This window comes from Nitrospirillum guaranorum (assembly GCF_034653275.1).
Classification (GTDB): Bacteria; Pseudomonadota; Alphaproteobacteria; order Azospirillales; family Azospirillaceae; genus Nitrospirillum.
In genome coordinates, this window is sequence record NZ_JAYEES010000001.1 from 1,168,040 (window position 1) to 1,186,972 (window position 18,933).

17 protein-coding genes and 1 riboswitch are annotated in these 18,933 nt (G+C 68.7%); of the genes, 8 read left to right on the plus strand and 9 right to left on the minus strand.

Annotated elements, in window-relative coordinates; translation table 11 throughout:
- Positions 1 to 2: 2 nt before the first annotated feature.
- From UAJ10_RS04740 to UAJ10_RS04750, 3 genes are all read right to left on the minus strand, one after another.
- The gene (locus tag UAJ10_RS04740; RefSeq protein ID WP_322914209.1) at positions 3 to 797 is read right to left on the minus strand and encodes an enoyl-CoA hydratase/isomerase family protein; all 795 of its coding nucleotides are present in this window, start codon (positions 795 to 797) and stop codon (positions 3 to 5) included.
- A 10-nt stretch (positions 798 to 807) separates the two neighbouring features.
- Positions 808 to 2,415: a carboxyl transferase domain-containing protein gene (locus UAJ10_RS04745; protein WP_322914210.1), complete on the minus strand. Its 1,608-nt coding sequence runs from the start codon at positions 2,413 to 2,415 to the stop codon at positions 808 to 810.
- Between the two features lie 77 nt (positions 2,416 to 2,492).
- Positions 2,493 to 3,671, minus strand: a complete 1,179-nt coding sequence (locus UAJ10_RS04750) for an isovaleryl-CoA dehydrogenase (RefSeq protein WP_322914211.1) — start codon at positions 3,669 to 3,671, stop codon at positions 2,493 to 2,495.
- 193 nt (positions 3,672 to 3,864) lie between these two features.
- Here UAJ10_RS04750 and UAJ10_RS04755 point away from each other — a divergent pair, with 193 nt between their 5' ends.
- Positions 3,865 to 4,455, plus strand: a complete 591-nt coding sequence (locus tag UAJ10_RS04755) for a TetR/AcrR family transcriptional regulator (RefSeq protein WP_322914212.1) — start codon at positions 3,865 to 3,867, stop codon at positions 4,453 to 4,455.
- Positions 4,456 to 4,622: 167 nt separating this feature from the next.
- Positions 4,623 to 4,955, plus strand: coding sequence for a hypothetical protein (locus UAJ10_RS04760; RefSeq protein WP_322914213.1), 333 nt, complete (start codon positions 4,623 to 4,625; stop codon positions 4,953 to 4,955).
- 116 nt (positions 4,956 to 5,071) lie between these two features.
- On the opposite strand, the gene UAJ10_RS04765 is transcribed toward UAJ10_RS04760, so the two are convergent.
- Both UAJ10_RS04765 and UAJ10_RS04770 read right to left on the minus strand, forming a co-directional pair.
- On the minus strand, positions 5,072 to 5,824 hold the full coding sequence (locus UAJ10_RS04765) for a glycosyltransferase family 2 protein (RefSeq protein WP_322914214.1): 753 nt from the start codon (positions 5,822 to 5,824) through the stop codon (positions 5,072 to 5,074).
- A gap of 22 nt (positions 5,825 to 5,846) precedes the next feature.
- On the minus strand, positions 5,847 to 7,322 hold the full coding sequence (locus UAJ10_RS04770) for a hypothetical protein (protein ID WP_322914215.1): 1,476 nt from the start codon (positions 7,320 to 7,322) through the stop codon (positions 5,847 to 5,849).
- Positions 7,323 to 7,665: 343 nt separating this feature from the next.
- On the opposite strand from UAJ10_RS04770, the gene UAJ10_RS04775 reads away from it, so the two are divergent.
- The 4 genes from UAJ10_RS04775 to UAJ10_RS04790 all read left to right on the plus strand — a co-directional run bounded on the left by UAJ10_RS04775 (position 7,666) and on the right by UAJ10_RS04790 (position 11,967).
- A complete protein-coding gene (locus tag UAJ10_RS04775) occupies positions 7,666 to 8,613 on the plus strand; it encodes an aldo/keto reductase (protein ID WP_322914216.1) in 948 nt (315 codons plus the stop codon).
- A gap of 211 nt (positions 8,614 to 8,824) precedes the next feature.
- On the plus strand, positions 8,825 to 9,847 hold the full coding sequence (locus UAJ10_RS04780; protein WP_322914217.1) for a GlxA family transcriptional regulator: 1,023 nt from the start codon (positions 8,825 to 8,827) through the stop codon (positions 9,845 to 9,847).
- 36 nt (positions 9,848 to 9,883) lie between these two features.
- Positions 9,884 to 10,513 (plus strand): cytochrome P460 family protein, encoded by a 630-nt coding sequence (locus tag UAJ10_RS04785; RefSeq protein ID WP_322914218.1) that lies wholly within the window; start codon positions 9,884 to 9,886, stop codon positions 10,511 to 10,513.
- A 137-nt stretch (positions 10,514 to 10,650) separates the two neighbouring features.
- Positions 10,651 to 11,967, plus strand: a complete 1,317-nt coding sequence (locus UAJ10_RS04790) for a TetR/AcrR family transcriptional regulator (RefSeq protein ID WP_322914219.1) — start codon at positions 10,651 to 10,653, stop codon at positions 11,965 to 11,967.
- 13 nt (positions 11,968 to 11,980) lie between these two features.
- Here the strand turns inward: UAJ10_RS04790 and UAJ10_RS04795 are convergent, their stop codons facing one another.
- The 4 genes from UAJ10_RS04795 to UAJ10_RS04810 all read right to left on the minus strand — a co-directional run bounded on the left by UAJ10_RS04795 (position 11,981) and on the right by UAJ10_RS04810 (position 15,608).
- The gene (locus tag UAJ10_RS04795; RefSeq protein WP_322914220.1) at positions 11,981 to 12,337 is read right to left on the minus strand and encodes a hypothetical protein; all 357 of its coding nucleotides are present in this window, start codon (positions 12,335 to 12,337) and stop codon (positions 11,981 to 11,983) included.
- Between the two features lie 49 nt (positions 12,338 to 12,386).
- Positions 12,387 to 12,512, minus strand: a riboswitch (SAM-I-IV-variant riboswitch).
- A gap of 41 nt (positions 12,513 to 12,553) precedes the next feature.
- Positions 12,554 to 13,324, minus strand: a complete 771-nt coding sequence (locus UAJ10_RS04800) for a MaoC family dehydratase (RefSeq protein WP_322914221.1) — start codon at positions 13,322 to 13,324, stop codon at positions 12,554 to 12,556.
- Positions 13,321 to 14,832: an AMP-binding protein gene (locus UAJ10_RS04805; RefSeq protein WP_322914222.1), complete on the minus strand. Its 1,512-nt coding sequence runs from the start codon at positions 14,830 to 14,832 to the stop codon at positions 13,321 to 13,323. The genes UAJ10_RS04800 and UAJ10_RS04805 overlap by 4 nt, the downstream gene beginning before the upstream one ends.
- Before the next feature lie 74 nt (positions 14,833 to 14,906).
- On the minus strand, positions 14,907 to 15,608 hold the full coding sequence (locus tag UAJ10_RS04810; RefSeq protein ID WP_322914223.1) for a TetR/AcrR family transcriptional regulator: 702 nt from the start codon (positions 15,606 to 15,608) through the stop codon (positions 14,907 to 14,909).
- Positions 15,609 to 15,821: 213 nt separating this feature from the next.
- Here UAJ10_RS04810 and UAJ10_RS04815 point away from each other — a divergent pair, with 213 nt between their 5' ends.
- Both UAJ10_RS04815 and UAJ10_RS04820 read left to right on the plus strand, forming a co-directional pair.
- Entirely contained in the window at positions 15,822 to 16,601 is a 780-nt protein-coding gene (locus UAJ10_RS04815; protein ID WP_322914224.1) for an alpha/beta fold hydrolase, read from the plus strand.
- A gap of 78 nt (positions 16,602 to 16,679) precedes the next feature.
- A complete protein-coding gene (locus UAJ10_RS04820; RefSeq protein WP_322914225.1) occupies positions 16,680 to 18,881 on the plus strand; it encodes a TonB-dependent receptor in 2,202 nt (733 codons plus the stop codon).
- Positions 18,882 to 18,933 lie beyond the last annotated feature (52 nt).

Consider the following 18,933-nt stretch of genomic DNA (forward strand, 5'->3'; position numbering starts at 1 on the left):
CATCACTTGTCCCCACCCTTTACCCAACTGGCCTTGCGCTTTTCCAGGAAGGCGGCGACACCCTCCCGCCCCTCGTCGCTGGCCCGGATGCGGGCGATGCGTTCCGCCGTGTCGCTGATCAGCGCGTCGGTCACCGGCCGGTTGGCGCAGTCGAACACCAGGGCCTTGGCGGCCATCTGGGCGTGCGGGCCGCCATCGCCCAGCCGCTTGACCAGCGTGGCCACGGCCTCGTCCAGCTGGTCGGCCGGCACCACCTGGTGCACCAGCCCCACCGCCTGGGCATCCGCCGCGCTGAACCGCTCGGCCGTCAGGAAATAGCGGCGGCAGGCGCGTTCCCCCATGGCGGCCACGACATAAGGGCCGATGGTGGCGGGGATCAGGCCCAGCTTGACCTCCGACAGGCAGAAGGTGGCGCCCTCGGCCGCGACGGCGATGTCACAGCAGGCCACCAGGCCGACGCCGCCGCCGAAGGCCGCGCCGTGGACCACCGCGATGGTGGGCTTAGGCGCCCGGTTCAGGGTGCGCAGCATGGTGGCCAGGCCCAGCGCGTCGGCGTGGTTCTGGTCGCGGCTATAGCCCGCCATGCGCCGCATCCAGTCCAGGTCCGCCCCGGCGGAAAAGCTGGGGCCATTGCCCTTCAGCAGGATGACGCGCACGTCCGGATCGGCGCCCAGCTGGTCGAACAACTGGGTCAGCTCGGCGATCACGCCCTCGTTGAACGCGTTATGCAGGGCCGGCCGGTCCAGGGTGACAGTGGCGACGCCGGCTTGATCCACTGTGGCAAGAACATCAGTCATGGTCTTGATCTCACATCCGGAAGACGCCATAGGTGGTGGGTTCCACCGGCGCGTTGAGGGCGGCGGAAAGGGACAGCGCCAACACCATGCGCGTCTCGGCGGGGTCGATGATGCCGTCGTCCCACAGGCGGGCGCTGGCGTAATAGGGATGGCCCTGGTGCTCGTACTGGGCGCGGATGGGGGCCTTGAACGCCTCCTCCTCCTCGGCGCCCCAGCTCTTGCCCTGGGCCTCCAGGCCATCGCGCTTCACGGTGGCCAGCACGCCGGCGGCCTGCTCCCCGCCCATGACGCTGATGCGGGCGTTGGGCCACATGTAGAGGAAGCGCGGGGAATAACCCCGGCCGCACATGCCGTAGTTGCCGGCGCCGAAGCTGCCGCCGATGATGACGGTGAACTTGGGCACCCGGGCGCAGGCCACCGCCGTCACCAGCTTGGCGCCGTCCTTGGCGATGCCGGCGTTCTCATACTTCTGCCCGACCATGAAGCCGGTGATGTTCTGCAGGAAGATCAGGGGAATCCCACGCTGATTGCACAGCTCGATGAAGTGCGCGCCCTTCAGCGCGCTTTCAGAGAACAGGATGCCGTTGTTGGCGATGATGCCGACGGGATAGCCCCACAGGTGGGCGAAGCCGCAGACCAGCGTGGTGCCGTACAGCTGCTTGAACTCATCGAACTCCGACCCGTCGACCAGGCGGGCGATGATCTCGCGCACGTCGAAGGGCTTGCGGCTGTGGGTGGGGATGATGCCGTAGATTTCCTCGGCGGCGTACTTGGGCGCCACCGGCTTGCGCAGGGCCAACGCCGGCACCTTCACCCGGTTCAAATTGCCGACGATGCGCCGGGCGATGGCCAGGGCGTGGGCGTCGTTCTGGGCCAGGTGGTCGGTGACGCCGCTGGTGCGGCTGTGCACGTCGGCGCCGCCCAGATCCTCGGCACTCACCACCTCACCCGTGGCCGCCTTCACCAGGGGCGGGCCGCCCAGGAAGATGGTGCCCTGGTTGCGGACGATGATGGATTCGTCCGCCATGGCCGGGACATAGGCGCCGCCGGCCGTGCAACTGCCCATGACCACGGCGATCTGGGGGATGCCCGCCGCCGACATGGTGGCCTGGTTGTAGAAGATGCGGCCGAAATGGTCGCGGTCGGGAAAGACCTCGTCCTGGTTCGGCAGGTTGGCGCCGCCGCTGTCCACCAAGTAGACGCAGGGCAGGTTGTTCTCCCGCGCGATCTCCTGCGCCCGCAGATGCTTCTTCACCGTCAGGGGGTAGTAGGTGCCGCCCTTGACCGTGGCGTCGTTGGCCACCACCACGCACTCGGTGCCCGAGACGCGGCCGATGCCGGTCAGGATGCCGGCCGCCGGCACCACGTCGTCATAGACGCCGTGGGCGGCCAGTTGCGAGAACTCCAGCCACGGGCTGCCCGGGTCCAGCAGGTGGCGCACCCGGTCGCGGGGCAGCAGCTTGCCGCGCGACAGGTGCTTGGCCCGCGCCTTCTCGCCCCCACCCTGCTTAATGCCGGTGACGGTGGTGTGCAGGTCGTCGACCAGGGCGCGCATGGCCGCGACATTGTCGGCGAAGGCGGCGGCGCGGGTGTCGATCTGGGAAATCAGCTGGGGCATGACGCGGGTGTTCCTCCCCCATTAACAGGGACGGGTTGTCAGGCAGAGGCGGATAGGTCAGGCGCGGAAGCCACCGATCAAGTGGCGCTTTCGCGGAACAGTTCCCGGCCGATCAGCATGCGGCGGATCTCCGACGTGCCGGCGCCGATCTCATACAGCTTGGCATCGCGCAGCAGGCGGCCGGTGGCGTATTCGTTGATGTAGCCGTTGCCGCCCAGGACCTGGATGGCGTCCAGCGCGCACTTGGTGGCGCTTTCGGCGGCCAGCAGGATGGCGCCCGCCGCGTCCTTGCGGGTGATCTTCTTGGCGTCGGCCGCGCGGCCCACGGCATAGACGTAGGCGCGGGCGGAGTTCAGGGCCACGTACATGTCCGCGACCTTGCCCTGGATGAACTGGAACTCGCCGATGGGCTGGCCGAACTGCTCCCGGTCATGGACGTAGGGCACGACCACGTCCAGGCAGGCCTGCATGATCCCCAGGGGGCCGGCGGCCAGCACGGCGCGCTCATAGTCCAGGCCGCTCATCAGCACGCGGACGCCGCCGCCCACCTGGCCCAGGATGTTCTCTTCCGGCACCTCGCAGTCCTCGAACACCAGCTCGCCGGTGTGGCTGCCGCGCATGCCCAGCTTGTCCAGCTTCTGCGCGCAGCTAAAGCCCTTGAAGCCCTTCTCGATCAGGAAGGCGGTGATGCCCTTGGGGCCCGCCGTCACGTCGGTCTTGGCATAGACCACCAGGGTGTCGGCGTCGGGGCCGTTGGTGATCCACATCTTGGTGCCATTCAGGACGTAGCGGTCGCCCCGGCGCTCGGCCTTCAGCTTCATGGACACGACGTCGGAACCGGCGCCGGGTTCGCTCATGGCCAGGGCGCCGACATGCTCGCCCGAGATCAGCTTGGGCAGGTAGCGCCGCTTCTGCTCCACGGAGCCGTTCAGGCGGATCTGGTTGACGCACAGGTTGGAATGGGCGCCATAGCTGAGGCCCACGGAGGCGGAGGCGCGGCTGATCTCCTCCATCGCCACCATGTGCTCGACATAGCCCATGGCCGCCCCGCCGTACTCCTCCTCCGCCGTCACGCCCAGCACGCCCAGATCGCCCAGCTTGCGCCACAGGTCCATGGGGAACTGATCGGTGCGGTCGATCTCCGCCGCGCGCGGGGCGATCTCCGCCGCCGAGAAGGACGCCACGGCGTCGCGCAGCATGTCGGCGGTTTCGCCAAGGCCAAAATCCATGGTGGGGAACGCGGCGGAGATCGACATGGCGGGCTTGTCCTCCCTAGGGGAATGTGAGATTGCTTATTTACAAACGGTCATACGTTTCTTTCGAGCGGGCCGCAAGGGTGATTTAGGGACCAAATGGGGCGTGATCTTGACGGCCGCCAGCGGCAAGCTGAAAAGTCGCGGGCGCCGGCGGCCCTAAGCCCCGGAAACATCAGGAATTGGATTTTTCAGCATGGTGCGGACGGTGGGCTCACGCGGCCCGAAGACGATGGTGGCGATACGCGCGGCTGGCCTGCGGCTGATCCGTGAGCATGGCTATGAGGCCATCACCCTGCGCCAGCTGGGGCAGCAGGTGGGGATCCAGCCCGGGTCCATGTACAACTACATCCAGTCCAAGCAGGAACTGCTGTTCATCCTGATCCGCGACCACATGGTGGCCCTGTCGGCCGAGGTTGCCACGGCGCTGGAGGGGGCGGCCGATCCCCTGGACCGGTTGCGGCGCTTCATCCGTTTCCACGTCTCATACCACATCCGCCGCACGGACGAGGTGTTCATCGGCGGGTCCGAGCTGCGCAGCCTGGAGGGTGAGAACCGCACCGCCATCCTGGCCATGCGCCGCGACTACGAACGCCTGCTGGTCGCCATCCTGGAGGACGGCATGGCCGCCGGCCAGTTCAAGCGCACCGACCCGCCCGTCACCGCCTACGCCATCCTGGCCATGCTGACCGGCGTGTGCACCTGGTACAACCCCGGCGGCCGCATGGGCGAGGAAGACCTGATCCGCCTGCACCAGGACATGATCCTGGGTGGGGTGCTGGCGTGAGAACGCCGCCGCGCCGCCGGTGGTGCGTGACGATGGCGCTTGGCCTCTTGGCTATGTTCGCGCCGCGTATCGTGGCGGCTGCCTCCTGCCCTACCCAGCGCGCTGCCGCGCAAACCCTATCTGTTTTGGCGCGGTCTGCCCCAGATGTGCGGTGGGATGCGGGGTCCATGGTGTGCGGCGACGTCAACGGCGATGGTGCTCCGGACCAAGCGGTTTTGGGGTATCGCGACCACCTGCTTCTCCTGGCCATACGCCAGGGAGGCCAGCTTCAACCCCAAATCATTCAATTCGCGATTGGCGGCGGGGTTCAACAGGGCGTCTGCAGCCTCCCGGTCACGTTGCGCACAAACGAGCTGGTTTGCGACACGGAAGAGGGCCAGTTGTCCGGCTGCAAGATCGGCAGGGGGACAGTGGCCCTGTCCATAGAGGACGGCGACTGCGACCCGATCAATTTGTACTGGAGCCACGAGGCGGGTGGGATGGTCTGGTGGCGGAATTGAAAGCCGCTCGGACCGACGCCACTGTGACTGCGGCCGCGATGGCGCGGCCGACATCCCTGCCCATAGAAATTAATGGGGTGGAATGACACCTGTCACCCGCGTCTCACCTTTGCGCGCTATAGCACCGGCGGCACCGCCGCCAGGAAGCGCGCCACCTCCGCCGGGGTGCCCAGCGGCACCACCGCCTCGAACGGCATGCGGTGTAGGTAGACGGGCAGGCCCGCCCGGATCAGGTGGTTGTAGAGCGGGGCGATGTATTTCTCCCCCTTCGCCATGTTGGCCGGGTCGGCGAAGAATGCGGCATAGGACCGGGCGTAGAGCGTGAAGGAGGAGAACCAGTAGAGCCCGACGGTGGCGTCGTCGGAGATGCGCTCCTTCTCCCGCAGTTCCGCGATGCGGCCCGTCTCATCGGCGCGGGCGAAGCTCCAGGCCGCCCCGGGGCCGGGGAAGCAGGGGACCCAGCCATCGCCGCGTACCGCGTCGGCCGGCAGGTGGGCTGGATCGACATGGGTGTCGATGTTGTAGACCAGCATGGGCCGGTCCGGATGGGCAACCGCGTCCCGGGCCGCCAGGGCGCTGGTGGCCTGGCCGTCGGTCAGGGCATCCAGCTCCACCAGCGCCACGTCGCGGATGCCCAGGGCCGCCGCCTGGGCGCGGATGAAGTCCTCCGCCCCGTCCTGGCGCAGGGCCACGAAGATGAAGGGCGATCCGGCCGCGATGAAGGACCGCAGGCTGAGCATGGACCAGGCGAACAGGGTGCGCCCGTGCGCCTCGATCCGGTACTTGGGCACGGTATAGCCGGCGTCACGGAAGCGCTGGCCCATGCCCGCCATGGTGATGATGACCGTGGGCGGGGCGGCAGTGGTCATGGGCCGGCGAACCTTCCTTCACTCAAGCGGCGCGCGCCTGCTCGATCTCTTCCAGGATGGAACGGGCGGTCAGGGCGAAGCCTAAAATCTTCTTCGGCACGTCGATGTGCAAGGGCGCCATGCTGATGAACAGCGAGGCCTCGCATAGCCGCACCAGCAGCGGATCGAAGCCCGCCTGGGCCAGGCGCTCGCGGAACAGCTCCTGCGCCCAGGCGCGTTCCCCGGCATTGCTGGCCAGTGTCAGGCCCAGGTCGGCGCCCAGCGCCACCTCATACTGCCCGCTGTTGACGAAGTCGTAGCCGCCCAGGATGGAGTGGGACAGCTTGGCCAGGTCGTAATAGGGGTCGGTATACAGCTCGTCCGCCGACTCCACGCCGCGCGGGTCGATGAAGCGCAGCAGCTGCGTCGCCTTGGAATACAGGATGTTGGAGAAACACAGGTCGCCGTGGCCCACCACCAGCCGGTCGGCGGGGAAGCGGTCCCGCAGACCCTCGTAGGCCGCCAGGTAGCGGTCGGCCAGCGCGTCGATGCCGCCCACGGCGCGGGCCAGCAGAGGCGCCAGGTCGCCATAGGCCGGCAGGCTTTTCAGCAGGGCCACCCGCTCCGCCACCTTGTCGCGGTAGAGGCGGTCCATGACGGCCCTGCCCTCCGGCCGGCCGACGCGCCGCGCCGGGCGCTGGGTGACGTAGCTGAACACCCGGTCCAGGAACAGGCCGAACTCCGCCGGGGTCATGGTGCCATGCACCCACTGGATGCCCATGTCGGCGATCAGCAGGCGTTCCATGCGATAGCTGGCGGTCTCGCCGTCATCCTGGAAGTCGAAGGGCTGGACGAAGAAGATGCGCTGCTGCGCCGGCAGCAAGCCGTAATACTCGAACTCCCGCCGCAGCTTGGCGCGGTCGCGCGACCGTTTCACCAGGGTATAGTCCGGCCCGTCGCTGATGGAGTTGAAGTGGCGGGCGTCGAAGTTGTTGGCCAGGAAGCCGACGAACTGCGCCGGGTCGCGCAAATCGATCAGGCCCGTGTCGGCCAGGTCGGGTGCCGTGAAGTCCTTGCGCCGCCGCGACACGAATTCGCGCAGGCGCCCCTGGGCCAGGGCGCTCAGGGCACCCTCGGCCAGGCGCTGTTCCACCAACACCAGGCCGGTCCATTCCGCGGCGGTACGCACGGGCAAGGCCTGGTTGCCGCTGGCCTGGGCCAAGGTCTTCAGCAACTGCGTCAGCTGCCCGCGCGCGCCGGCGGCGGCGAGATTGGCGGGAAACAGCAGGAATTGGGTGGACGCCGGGGCCGTCCCCGCCCGCTCCGCCGCCTCATCCAGGGCGGCACGGGTGGTCGCTACCACGGGCGGAGGCAGGCCCGCCTCCTGCGCCGCCTCCTGCACGTGGCGCAGCAAGGTGCGGCGGCCGTGGATCAGGCCACCGAAACTGCCCACGCCGGTCATGCTGAGGATGTCGTCGGGAACCCGGCGGCTGTCATCGAACAGTATGGTCAGGCCCATCGCGATCCCTCCTCAATACCGGCACCGCCAGTGTGGACGACGCATGGCCTGACAAGAATGCATGGATTGTGCCAGGACCGCCGGCGCGGCCGCAAGGGGACGGTCCTACCCTTCATGGCAGTGGGCCTTTGATTGAGGGGACACTTGGCTGGCGGCGCCCCGCCTGTGGCCGCCGTAAGGGGGCTGGGCGTGGTATAGGGCGTGGGCTTGACGTTTTCCACTCGACGGCGGTCCCTGGACAGGTCGAAGATCGGCGCAGGACGGACGGGACGGCAAGGACGTCCCCCTCCCAAGACGATTTTCATACGGTTTCCATTCCCATCTCAGAACCGGATCCTGATCCATGCCTGGCACCCCCACCCACACCCCGCCCGTTCCCGACGCCCAGAGCTGCCTGCACGCCGAAGGCCCGCGACTGTCGCCGCTGGTCTGGGGCGCCTGGCGCTCACGCGAGGGGGAAGAAACCGGCACCCCGGCAAAGCTTGCCCGCTTCCTGGACGGATGTCTGCAACTGGGCATCAGCAGCTTCGATCATGCCGACATTTACGGCGATTACGGGGCGGAGGCCCTGTTCGGCCAAGCGCTGAAGGAATGGGGCGGCAAGCGCTCCGCCCTGCAGCTGGTCACCAAGTGCGACATCGCCCTGCTGTCACCACAGCGCCCGGGCCATGTGGTGAAGCACTACAACACCTGCGGCGATCACATCATCGCCTCGGTGGAGCAGTCGCTGCGCAACCTGGGCACGGATTATATCGACCTGCTGCTGCTGCACCGACCCGACCCCCTGATGAACCCGGACAACACCGCCGACGCGCTGGATCGGCTATTGCGGTCGGGCATGATCCGCCACATCGGCGTGTCCAACCACAACCCGTCACAGGTGCGGCTGCTGCAGTCCCGCCTCGGCCGGCCGCTGGTGACCAACCAGATCGAATTTTCGGTCACCAGCCTGGCACCGCTGTTCGACGGCACCCTGGACCAGGCGCTGGAACTGCGTATGCGGCCCATGGCCTGGTCGCCGCTGGGTGGCGGTGGCCTGTTCACCGGCGCCACGGATCAAGCGCGCCGCACCCTGGCGGCGCTGGAGGCCGTGGGCGCGGAAATGGGCGTCGGCGACCCGGGCACGGTGGCGCTGGCCTGGCTGATGCGCCACCCGTCGCGTCCGGTGCCGGTGCTGGGCACCACGCGGCTGGACCGCGTGCGCGCCTACATGCAGGCCGCCCAGCTGAAGATGCAGCGCCAGCACTGGTTCCAGATCCTGGAGGCCAGCCAGGGCCACGAGGTGCCCTGAAGCGTGTAAGTCCCCCTGGCCCCGCCTGCCAACCGTCGCGGACCACGGCGTCGGGAACCGCCGCCGGCCGGGGCCACATGGTGCCACTTGGCAGGGTGCCACCGGCCATGGCCGATGGTGTCGGATGGATGTCCTTCCGCGCGGCGCCCACCCGGCCGATACTGCCGGCCATGAGATGTCCTTGGGTGGACAGCGGTGACGGGGATGGGGAATGGCGCGCGCGCCGGCAGGCATCGGAATTCTGGGCTATGACGACGTCAACGCCCTGGACGTGACCGGTCCGGCCGAGGTTTTCGCCAATGCCGCCGACCTGGCGGAATGGGGCGAGGCGGGCCTGCCGGCCCCCAATACTGGATCCAGTGGGCGCCCCTACCGCGTCGTGCCGCTGGGCGTGAAGGCGGGGCCTTTCACCAGCGAGTCCGGGCTGACCTTCACCCCGGCGCACAGCCTGGCGGCCGATGACGTGCCGGACCTGGACACGCTGATCATCGCCGGCGGCAAGGGCCTGCGCGAGCCGGTGACCAATGCCGCCGTGGCCGGCTGGCTTGCCGGGAACGCCCATCGCTTCCGCCGGGTGGCCAGCGTCTGCACCGGCATCTACGGCCTGGCGGCCAGCGGCCTGATGGACGGCCGCCGCGTCACCACCCACTGGCGCCACGCCGCCGATCTGGCCCGCCGCTTCCCCCGGTTGAATGTTTGCGCCGACGCCCTGTTCCTGAAGGACGGCGATTTCTACACCGCGGCCGGCGTCACCGCCGGCATCGACCTGGCCCTGTCGCTGGTGGAGGAGGACCATGGGCCGGCATTGGCCCTGGCGACGGCCCGGGAACTGGTGGTGTTCGTGAAGCGCCCGGGCGGCCAGGCGCAATTCTCCGAACCCCTGCGGTTTCAAAGCCGGGCGGCCGACCGCTTCGCCGACCTGTCGGCCTGGATGCTGGGCAACCTGGACCGCGATTTGTCGGTGGAGGAGCTGGCGACGCGGGTGAACCTCAGCCCCCGGCAGTTCCGGCGCCGCTTCACCGCCGCCCTGGGCCGCCCCCCAGCCGACTATGTCGCCGACCTGCGCCTGGGCGAGGCATGCCGCCGCCTGGTGCAGCCGGGCGTGAGCGTGGAGACGCTGGCCGCCGCCATCGGCTTCCGCAGCGCCGACGCGTTCCGCCGGGCTTTCCGCCAACGCTACGGCGTGTCCCCCAGCCAATATCAGGCGCATTTCTCACCGGCCGGCAGCAGCTGAGCCGTCCCATCCAACCCTGAACCACCGGAGGGCCCCATGGCCTGGTTTTCCCCTGCCCGCCGCCTCGCGGCGGCGATGCCCCTGCTTTGCCTGCTGATCACCCCCGCCATCGATGCCGGCGCCGCGGACGGCCCCCCCGCCCCCTTCGTTCCGCAATTCGACAAGGACGACCGCCTGACCTTCCCCGCCGACTACCGGGAATGGGTCTATGTCACCACCGGCATCGACATGGCCTATGGCCCGGCCATGCGCATGGGCCATTCCATGTTCGACAACGTCTTCGTGAACCGTGAGGCCTACCTGGCCTTCAAACAGACGGGCACCTGGCCGGAGAAGACCACCTTTGTGCTGGAGGTGCGCGGGGCGGCGGACAAAGGCTCCATCAACAAGTCCGGCCATTTCCAGACGCCGGAGGTCATGGGGCTGGAGGTCCACGTGAAAGATTCCGCCCGCTTCCACGACGACGGCTGGGGCTTCTATTCCTTCGACGCGGGCAAGGCGGCGCCCCCGCCGGCGGAGCAGTTGCCGGTGGAGCAGAGCTGCTACAGCTGCCATCGGGAGCACGGCGCGGTGAACACTACTTTCGTGCAATTCTATCCGACCCTGAGCCCCATCGCCGAAGCCAAGAAGACCTTCAGCGCCGCGTATCTGGCCGAAAATCACTAGGCGGCGCCTACTGCCAGCCGGTGTGACCCCGGGCCGGGCCGCCCTTTCGGGACCGTTGTGACGTATTCTGACACGGCGCCGTTGCCGTCGTGTCGGGGATGGACTATCAGTGCGCTTCGGCAGATAAAAGCGCGGTCATGAAGCCCGGCCTGATCCCCCCCCTGGACCCGTCCCTTTCCGATGCCCCGCCGGCGGCGGCGGGAGGTTCGCCGCCATCCCGCACGGCGGCCCGGCCCCAGGACGGCACCCGGGAACGGCTGATCGACCAGGCGCACACCCTGCTGGCGCAGGGCGGGCTGAAGGCGCTGAGCGTCCGCAACCTGGCCGCCGCCGCCGGCCTGTCCACCAGCGCCGTCCCCTATCACCTGGGCGACAAGGACAGCCTGACCCAGGCCGTGTTCCTGGCCGCGGCGGAGCGTGACCGGCAAGCGTGGGCACAGTTCCGCGTGTCGTTGGGCGATGGCGGCCTGCCCGTCCACGCCCTGGCCGACGCGCTGGTGGTGCAGGCGCTGGACCTGTCGTCCCGCCAGGGCACCATCGAGCTGGTGTGGTATGAGTTGATCCATCAAGCCCGCCATACCCCCGCCCTGCGCCCCATCCTGACGCAGTGGTATGAGGAGCGCCGGGGCCGTTATCGCGACCTGTTCGCGCTGGCCGGCCTGCCCACCCATATCGCCGACATCATGACCCACTATCTGGTGGGCGACCGGTCCACCTTGCTGGTGGCTGGCGGCGCGTCGGGCTTCGCCCTGTCGGTGGTGGAGAACATCCGCCAACTGTGCGACCCGGAAGAAGGCCGCGGCGCCTTATGGTATGGGCGTCTGCGTCGTCCCGGCGGTGCGGGCGATGACGCCGGGGAGCCGGTGGGAGAGACGGAGCGGCGCATCGTCGCCGCCGCCGTCGCCACCATCATCGACCAGGGCGTGGCCGCCGTGACCCATCGCGCGGTGGCGCAGCGGGCGGGCGTCTCCCTCTCCTCCACCACCTACTACTTCCGCTCACGCGGCGACATCATCCGGCGCGCCTTCCAGTTCATCCATGAGGAGTTGCGCCGCGAAATCCCGACGGTGCATCGCGAGCCGCCGCCGCTGGGCATCTTCCTGCGGGCCGTCGCCGACCACATGCTGACGCCGGTGGAAGGCGGACGCATCGCCGGCCGCAACACCACCCACGCCATGGGTGACTTCGCCCTGGAATCCTGCCGCGACGCCACGCTGGTGCCGCTGTACCTGGCCTTCCGCCAGGATCGCGGCTCGCGCATCCGCGCGGCGTTGGACTACGTGGTGGGCCTCCAGGCCTCCCTCTCCCCCTTCCAGGCGCAGATCGTGTCCACCTGGATGCAAGGGCGCGCGCAGATCCTGCACGCCATGGACGACCCGCCCGATGTCGACGGCTACGCCGCCGAGATGATGGTGCTGATGCGCTATCTGCAGCCGGCGATGCCGAAGACCTGACCCAAACCTGGCGTCAAAAAGCCAGGCGTCCAAGGTGGCGGCCGGCCAGCACCCAGGCACGGGCGGCGGCGAGCCGTTCACCGTCCAGAACCCGCCGCAAATGGGTCACCCGGCGCACATGCTGCCGGCTTTCCAGCACCGTGTAGATATGGGTGTACAGGCCGTGGCGACGGTGGACGACGGCGTAGGTGCGGGCGACGCAGTCCGGCACGCCGGCAAGGGGCATGCGCTCTTCCCGCAGCAGGTGCACGGTGTCGCCCGGATGGCTGGCGATGCCCGGGGCCGTATCCAGGACAGGGCCTCGCGAAGCCTCTTCCTCTTGCGTAACGGTGGCGGGCGTATCGAGCGGGAAAGCGGCGGGAATATGCACGGAAGGTCCACTCCAAACGGAACGGACCCGGCATGACGCGACCATACGCTGCGACCCACTTGGTTGCCGCCGCCCGGAAAACCGGGGGCCGCCACATCTCCGCGTAAACGCGGAAACCACCTTGCCTGGGTTGGCAGGTTGGTGCGGGACGCCGGTCCCGCTCCTGATGCAACAGTGCCGGCACGAATACCGGCGGCTTGTGGATACGCCCAACCGTCAGGCCTGGCAAGCGGCCAATTGGGCATGGCTGGCCCAGTCATCCGGCGTCCAGTGCGGCGCCAGCACCAGGGCGCGCCCCGTGGCGACGATCTCGCCGTCGCGCCCGCTGTCGTGGATACGGCAGACCGTGGCCAAATCCACCAGCCGCTTTTCAGGCCGCAGGCGGATGATGGCCACGGTGGCGGACAGCGCCGCATCCAAGGGCACGCGGCGCCAGAACACCGTGTCTTGCTTGAGGTAGTTGGTGCCCGGCCCCGGCAGGCGGACGCCCAGCAGGAAGGAGAAGAGGCTCAGCACCAGCGGCTCGCGCAGGCGATGGCCGGTCAGGCGCTCGTAAAGCGCCAAATCCTGGTCGGCGTAAAGGCGGGTGATGTGGGCGGCGGCACCCGGCGGCGGCTCGTGCCAGTCCCTATCCGGCGCCAGCGGGGCCAGGGTGGCCACCCCGTCGCACACCGCCTGGCCATCCACCTGCCGCTGGGCCAGCAGGCGCACATGGGCGCCGTCCTGAGGGTCGGCGCGGAAGGTCAGCGCCTCGTCCGCGTAGGCCGGGGCCGGGAAGGTCACGGCGAGGCGGGCCAGGGGCTGCCCCGGCCGCGCATCGGCGGCCAGGCCGCGCAGCAGTGCGCATAGCAGCGCACCATGCGCCACGGTGCGGCCGAAGCGTGTGCGGGCGGCGTGGCCGGGGTCGACATGGATGGGGTTGTCATCGCCCGACAACCGGGCGAAGGCGTGGAAATCGTCCTGGGTCAGGGCGCGGCTGAGGATCACGAGGCCAGATCCAGGCCCGGCGGTGGCACCAGGCGGTGCTTCTGGATCTTGCCGGCGGCGGTGCGGGGAAAATCCTCCACCAGCACGAAGCGGCGCGGCACCTTGTACCCGGCCAATAGCCCGCGGCAATGCCTGGCCAGGCTGTCGACGTCGGTACCGGGCTGGGCGCGGACGTGGGCATGCCCCACCTCCCCCCACACGGGATCGGGCACGGCCACCACGGCCACCTCCAGCACGCCGGGATGACGCAGCAGGGCGTTCTCCACCTCCACCGGATAGACGTTCTCCCCGCCCGAGATGAACATCTCCTTCAACCGCCCCACGGGGTAGTAGTAGCCGTCTCCGTCCTGGCGCACCAAGTCGCCGGTACGCAGCCAACCGTCCGGCGAAAAGGCGGCGGCGGTGGCCGCCGGCTGGCGCCAATAGCCAGGCGTGACCGCGGCGCCCTTGACCCAGACCTCGCCCACTTGACCAGGCGGCACGTCCCGCCCGGCCCCGTCCACCACGCGCACCCGGCACAGGATCTGCGGCTTGCCGATGGATCCCAGCTTGGCGGCGGCCCCGGCCGGGTCGTTCAGGAACAGGGTGGGACCCGTCTCCGTCATGCCCATGCCATTGCACACGAGGGCGCCGCGCTCGACAAACCGGCGGGCCAACGCATCCTCCAGCGGGGCGCCGCCGCAGGCCCAGCGCCGCACGGCGCCCAGGTCGGTGGTCCTGAATCGGGGATGCAGCGCCAGTTGGCGATAGACCGCCGGCACGCCGAAGAAGGTGGTGATGCGGCCCTGGGTGATCAGGTCCAGCACGGCGCCGGCATCGAATTGCGACTGCACCAGCACCTCGCCCCCCGCCATCAGCAGCGGCAGGGTGTGCAGGTTAATGCCGGCGGTATGGAACAGCGGCAGGTAGTTCAGGGTGCGGTCGTCCTCCGACAAATCCACGCCCTGGCGCAGGTTGACGTAGTTCGCCATGGCCATGCCGTAGGTGTAGAGCACGGCCTTGGGCTCCCCCGTCGTGCCGGAGGTGTAAAGCAGATACCAGACGTCATCGGCCGGCCAGACCTCGCGGGACGGCAACGGCGGCTGCTTCGCCACCAGAGCTTCGAAGTCATCGTCCAGATCGACAAGGGCCGGCCCAGCGGCCAGGGCCTGGGCCGTGGCCCGATCCTCGCCCCCATGGAACAGCAGCCGGGGTTGGCAATCGGCCAGCACGGGGGCCAGTTCCGCCGCCGGCATGCGCCAATTCAGCGGCACCAGCAGGCAGCCCAGCTTGGCGCAGGCGAACAGCAGCGTGAAGAAATCCGGCCGGTTGCGGCACAGCACCGCCACCCGGTCGCCGGGTTCGGCGCCCAGGGCGGCCAGCAGGCCGGCGGCACGCGCGGCGCGGTCGTCCAGGCCGGCATAGGTCAGCGCCACGCCGGCCCCCTCGCCGGCAGTGAGGTCCACCAGGGCCCTGCGGTCCGGCGACAACCGGGCGCGCTGCGCCGTCAGGTCGAACAGATCCCACATGGTTTGGCGCCGGGCGCCCCGCTCCCTCGTCGTTCCGGTTCAGAAATGATCCAGTCAACTTAAGGCTTGGTCAATTACGGCTTCAGGCCCCGGGCGATGAAGTCCGCCGCCTCCGCCGCGACCTCCGCCGCCGGGCGGTCGTCGCCCCAGACGGCATAGCGCTGGCCGATGAAGACACTGACGCCGATCAAGGCCCAGGCCCGCACCTCCACGTCGCCCTCGCGTATCTCCCCCCGTTTCTTGGCCGACTCCAAATTGTTGATATAGCCGTCGGCGAACACCTGATAGTAGCGCCGGTAGGCATCCTCGGCAACGAACTGCGCCTCCATCACGATGCGGTAGAGGTTGCGATGGGCGCGCACGAACTCGATGAACGCCTCCAGGCCCAGGCGCTCCGCCGTCAGTCGGTCAGGCGCGTGGGCCACCCGCTCCGCGATCCAGCGGCGGGTCAGCGCGCCCATATCCTCCACCAGCGCCCGGAACAGCGATTCCTTGCTGTCGAAGTAGGTGTAGAAGGTGCCCAAGGCCACGGCGGCGCGTTGGGTGATGCCGCTCACCGACGCCTCGTGGAAGCCGCGCTCACCGAATTCCAGGGCGGCGGCGTCCAGCAGCTTGCGCAGGGTGCGCTTTCCCCGTTCGGTGCGCGGTGTCTTGTCGGCGGACGATTCCCCAGGCGCCGCCTCGGCCTCAGGCCCCTCGCCCACACCGCCCCGCGTCATGGCATCGGTTTCGCCATCGCCGGCGGCCCGCTTCGCCGCCTCGGGTGAACGCGCCATGCCTCAACCTCCCTCTCTCGTTTTCTAGAACTTGAACGTTGACTCAACTTTCATCTTACGGCAAGCATGACGGCGGGAGGATGATCCGCCGACGCTACCGTCGGTGGATACCACGAAGCGCGGAAAACACCGATGCACGAACTGGGGCGACAGGCCGGGGCCCGGCCACGCGGGGCGGACTCATGCCCGCTGATACCGGCCGGCGGCGGCCTAGTGGCCCACCGCCTGGCCGGCGAGGGGCGTCCCCTGGTGCTGCTGCACGGCTGGGCCACCCACGGCGGCTTCTTCGCCCCGCAAGTCACCGGGCTGGCCGCGTCGTTTCAAGTGCTGGCGCCCGACCTGCCCGGCCATGGTGGCACGCCCGGCGCCCACCCCACCGTGCGGGGGCAGGCGGACGCGCTGCGCACCCTGCTGGCCGCCTTGGACCTGCGCGGCGCCGTCCTGGTGGGCTGGTCCATGGGGGCCATGGTCGCCTGGCGCGCGCTGCTGGAGGGCGCGGGGGACCGCGTCGCTGGCCTGGTGGTGGTGGATATGAGCCCGCGCCTGTGCAACGACGCCGGCTGGCCCTGGGGCCTGCGGGGGGCCGTTCAGGCGCGCGGGCCCCAGGCCGCGCGTTTGCTGGCCACGGACTGGGCGGCGTTCGCGCCCCGCATCGCGCGGCGCATCTTCGCCGCCGGCAGCCCGCACACCGACCTGCGCCGCTGGGTGGAGGAAGAGGTCGCGCGGTGCGATGCCGAGGCCATGGCCGCCCTATGGCTGGACCTGCTGGCCCAGGATTTCCGGGCCGACCTGGGCCGGCTGGACCTGCCCACGCTGATCCTGCGCGGGGGCTTGAGCCAACTCTATCCCGCCGACACGGCCGACTGGCTGGGGACGGCCCTGCCCCAGGCGCGGCAGGTGACCTTCGCCGCCTCCGGCCACGCGCCGCACCTGGAGGAGCCGGAACGCTTCAACGAGATCATCACCGGCTTCGCCGCCGGCCTGCCGCCCTGATGGGCTGGGTGGGGAACGGCGATCAACGGGCGAAAGAACGGGCCCATGAACGGGGCCATGGACGGGAGGACAAAGGGAATGAGCAAGGCTGCACGCTGGTTGTTGGGCGTCTCGGTCGCGGGTCTGGTGCTGGGGGATACGGCATGGGCGCAACAGGCCGCCGATCCCGCCACGGACGGCGACGTGCTGCAGGAGGTGGTGGTGACGGCCCGCCGCCGGGCGGAAAACCTGAAGGACGTGCCGGTGGCGGTCACCGCCATTTCCGCCGACCAGTTGCAGGCCCAGGGCTCCGTCAACCTGACCGACCTGGAATACAAGTCGCCCAACACCACGGTGCAGGTGGCGCGCGGCTCCAACTCCACCCTCATCGCCTTCATCCGCGGCGTGGGCCAGCAGGACCCGCTGTGGGGCTTCGAGCCCGGCGTGGGCCTGTATGTCGATGACGTCTACGTCGCCCGCCCACAGGGCGCCGTGCTGGACATCTACGACGTCAGCCGCATCGAGGTGCTGCGCGGGCCGCAGGGCACGTTGTACGGCCGCAACACCATCGGCGGCGCCATCAAGTACGTGACCCGCGACATGACCGACCAGCCCACCGCCAACGCGCGGGTGGAGTTCGGCAGTTATAACGAGCACAACGTCATCTTGTCAGGCAGCACGCCGCTCAGCGAGAAGTTCGCCATTGGCGGCGCCGTCGCCATCTACCGCCACGACGGCTATGGCCACAACCTCTACACCGGCGCCGACCAGTACAACAAGGACGTGGTGGCCGGCCGCATCAGCGCGGAATTCAAGCCCACCGAGAAATTCACCATCAAGGTGGCGGCCGACCAGACCAACGACATGTCCAACGCCAAGAGCGGCCACCGCGAAACGGCGACACCGGCCGGCGCCGCGCCCCTGCCCGACGACTACGACACCATGGCCGGGGTGGGCGACCATAACTTCGTGACCAACCGGGGCATGTCCTTGACGGCGGAATTGCAGCTGTCGGACCAGTGGTTGCTGAAGGCCATCAGCGCCTATCGCGACGGCTACACCCAGACCAATATCGACTTCGACAATCTGCCCCAGCCCTATCTGGACGTGCCCGCCTGGTACAAGGACCACCAGTTCAGCCAGGAGGTACAGGCCGTCTACACCGGTGAGCGGCTGCAGGGTGTCGCGGGCATCTATTACATGGACGCGACCGCCGCCGGCGCGTTCGACACCGACGTGCAGAACCTGGGCCTCAGCATCCTGACCTCCGGCTCGGTCAAGACCAAGAGCATCGCCGGCTTCACCGACCTCAGCTATGACATCACCGATGACCTGAAGGTCTCGCTGGGCGGCCGCTACACCAACGACGACAAGACCGGCAGCGTCTATCGCGCCTATTACCTGGGCATCCGCAGCCCCATGTTCGGCGGCAAGCAGCAGGCGCCCTTCTCCATCCGAACCAACTACACAAACGACCGCAGCTTCGGCGAATTCACGCCGCGCGCCAGCGTCAGCTACAAGCTGACGCCGGACGTGACGGGCTATGTCTCCTATTCCAAGGGCTTCAAGTCCGGCGGCTTCGACATGCGCGGCGACGCCGTGCTGACCCCCGACACGGTCAAGGGCTACAACCCCGAGACGGTCAACAGCTATGAGGTGGGCCTGAAGGGGGACTATCTGGACCGGCGCCTGACCCTGAACCTGGCCGGCTTCTACGCCGACTATAGCGGCCAGCAGGTCACGACCCAGGTTCCCACCGCCACCGGCATCGCCAGCTTCGTCGATAACGCCGGTGCCAGCCACATCTACGGCCTGGAGTTCGAGGCCGTGGCCAAGCTGACCCGCGCGCTGACCGCCCAGGCCAATGTCGGCTACACCCTGGCGCAGTTCGACAAGTTCCTGTCCTACGACCTGACCAGCAGGCAGTACGTGGATGTGGCCAACACCCGCGGCTTCCAGAACACGCCCAAATGGACCACGGGCTTCACCCTGTCCTACCTGCTGCCCTTCGACGACAAGAGCACCCTGAATTCCTCGGCCAGCGTATCCTACCGCAGCTTCACTCAACTGTATGACACCGCCAGCATCCTGGACCAGCCGGGCTACACCTTGCTGGACCTGAATTTCATCTGGACCTCCGCCGACGATCATTGGCAGGTGGGGCTGCATGCCAAGAACCTGACGGACGAACGCTACCGCGTGGGCGGCTATCCCTTCGGCGGCGCCACCTACGCCAATTCCTTCGCCGCCTATTACGGCCCGCCGCGCACCATCACCGGCACCATCGGCCTGCATTTCTGACAACGGTCCGTTCGAGCCCCCAAGCGGGCGGGATCCAGATCAGCGGTTCCGC

Coding starts and splice junctions, on each gene's coding strand:
- UAJ10_RS04740 (WP_322914209.1), bottom strand. CDS start 797: ATGACTGATGTTCTTGCCACAGTGGATCAAGCCGGCGTCGCCACTGTC.
- UAJ10_RS04745 (WP_322914210.1), bottom strand. CDS start 2,415: ATGCCCCAGCTGATTTCCCAGATCGACACCCGCGCCGCCGCCTTCGCC.
- UAJ10_RS04750 (WP_322914211.1), bottom strand. CDS start 3,671: ATGTCGATCTCCGCCGCGTTCCCCACCATGGATTTTGGCCTTGGCGAA.
- UAJ10_RS04755 (WP_322914212.1), top strand. CDS start 3,865: ATGGTGCGGACGGTGGGCTCACGCGGCCCGAAGACGATGGTGGCGATA.
- UAJ10_RS04760 (WP_322914213.1), top strand. CDS start 4,623: ATGGTGTGCGGCGACGTCAACGGCGATGGTGCTCCGGACCAAGCGGTT.
- UAJ10_RS04765 (WP_322914214.1), bottom strand. CDS start 5,824: ATGACCACTGCCGCCCCGCCCACGGTCATCATCACCATGGCGGGCATG.
- UAJ10_RS04770 (WP_322914215.1), bottom strand. CDS start 7,322: ATGGGCCTGACCATACTGTTCGATGACAGCCGCCGGGTTCCCGACGAC.
- UAJ10_RS04775 (WP_322914216.1), top strand. CDS start 7,666: ATGCCTGGCACCCCCACCCACACCCCGCCCGTTCCCGACGCCCAGAGC.
- UAJ10_RS04780 (WP_322914217.1), top strand. CDS start 8,825: ATGGCGCGCGCGCCGGCAGGCATCGGAATTCTGGGCTATGACGACGTC.
- UAJ10_RS04785 (WP_322914218.1), top strand. CDS start 9,884: ATGGCCTGGTTTTCCCCTGCCCGCCGCCTCGCGGCGGCGATGCCCCTG.
- UAJ10_RS04790 (WP_322914219.1), top strand. CDS start 10,651: ATGAAGCCCGGCCTGATCCCCCCCCTGGACCCGTCCCTTTCCGATGCC.
- UAJ10_RS04805 (WP_322914222.1), bottom strand. CDS start 14,832: ATGTGGGATCTGTTCGACCTGACGGCGCAGCGCGCCCGGTTGTCGCCG.
- UAJ10_RS04810 (WP_322914223.1), bottom strand. CDS start 15,608: ATGGCGCGTTCACCCGAGGCGGCGAAGCGGGCCGCCGGCGATGGCGAA.
- UAJ10_RS04820 (WP_322914225.1), top strand. CDS start 16,680: ATGAGCAAGGCTGCACGCTGGTTGTTGGGCGTCTCGGTCGCGGGTCTG.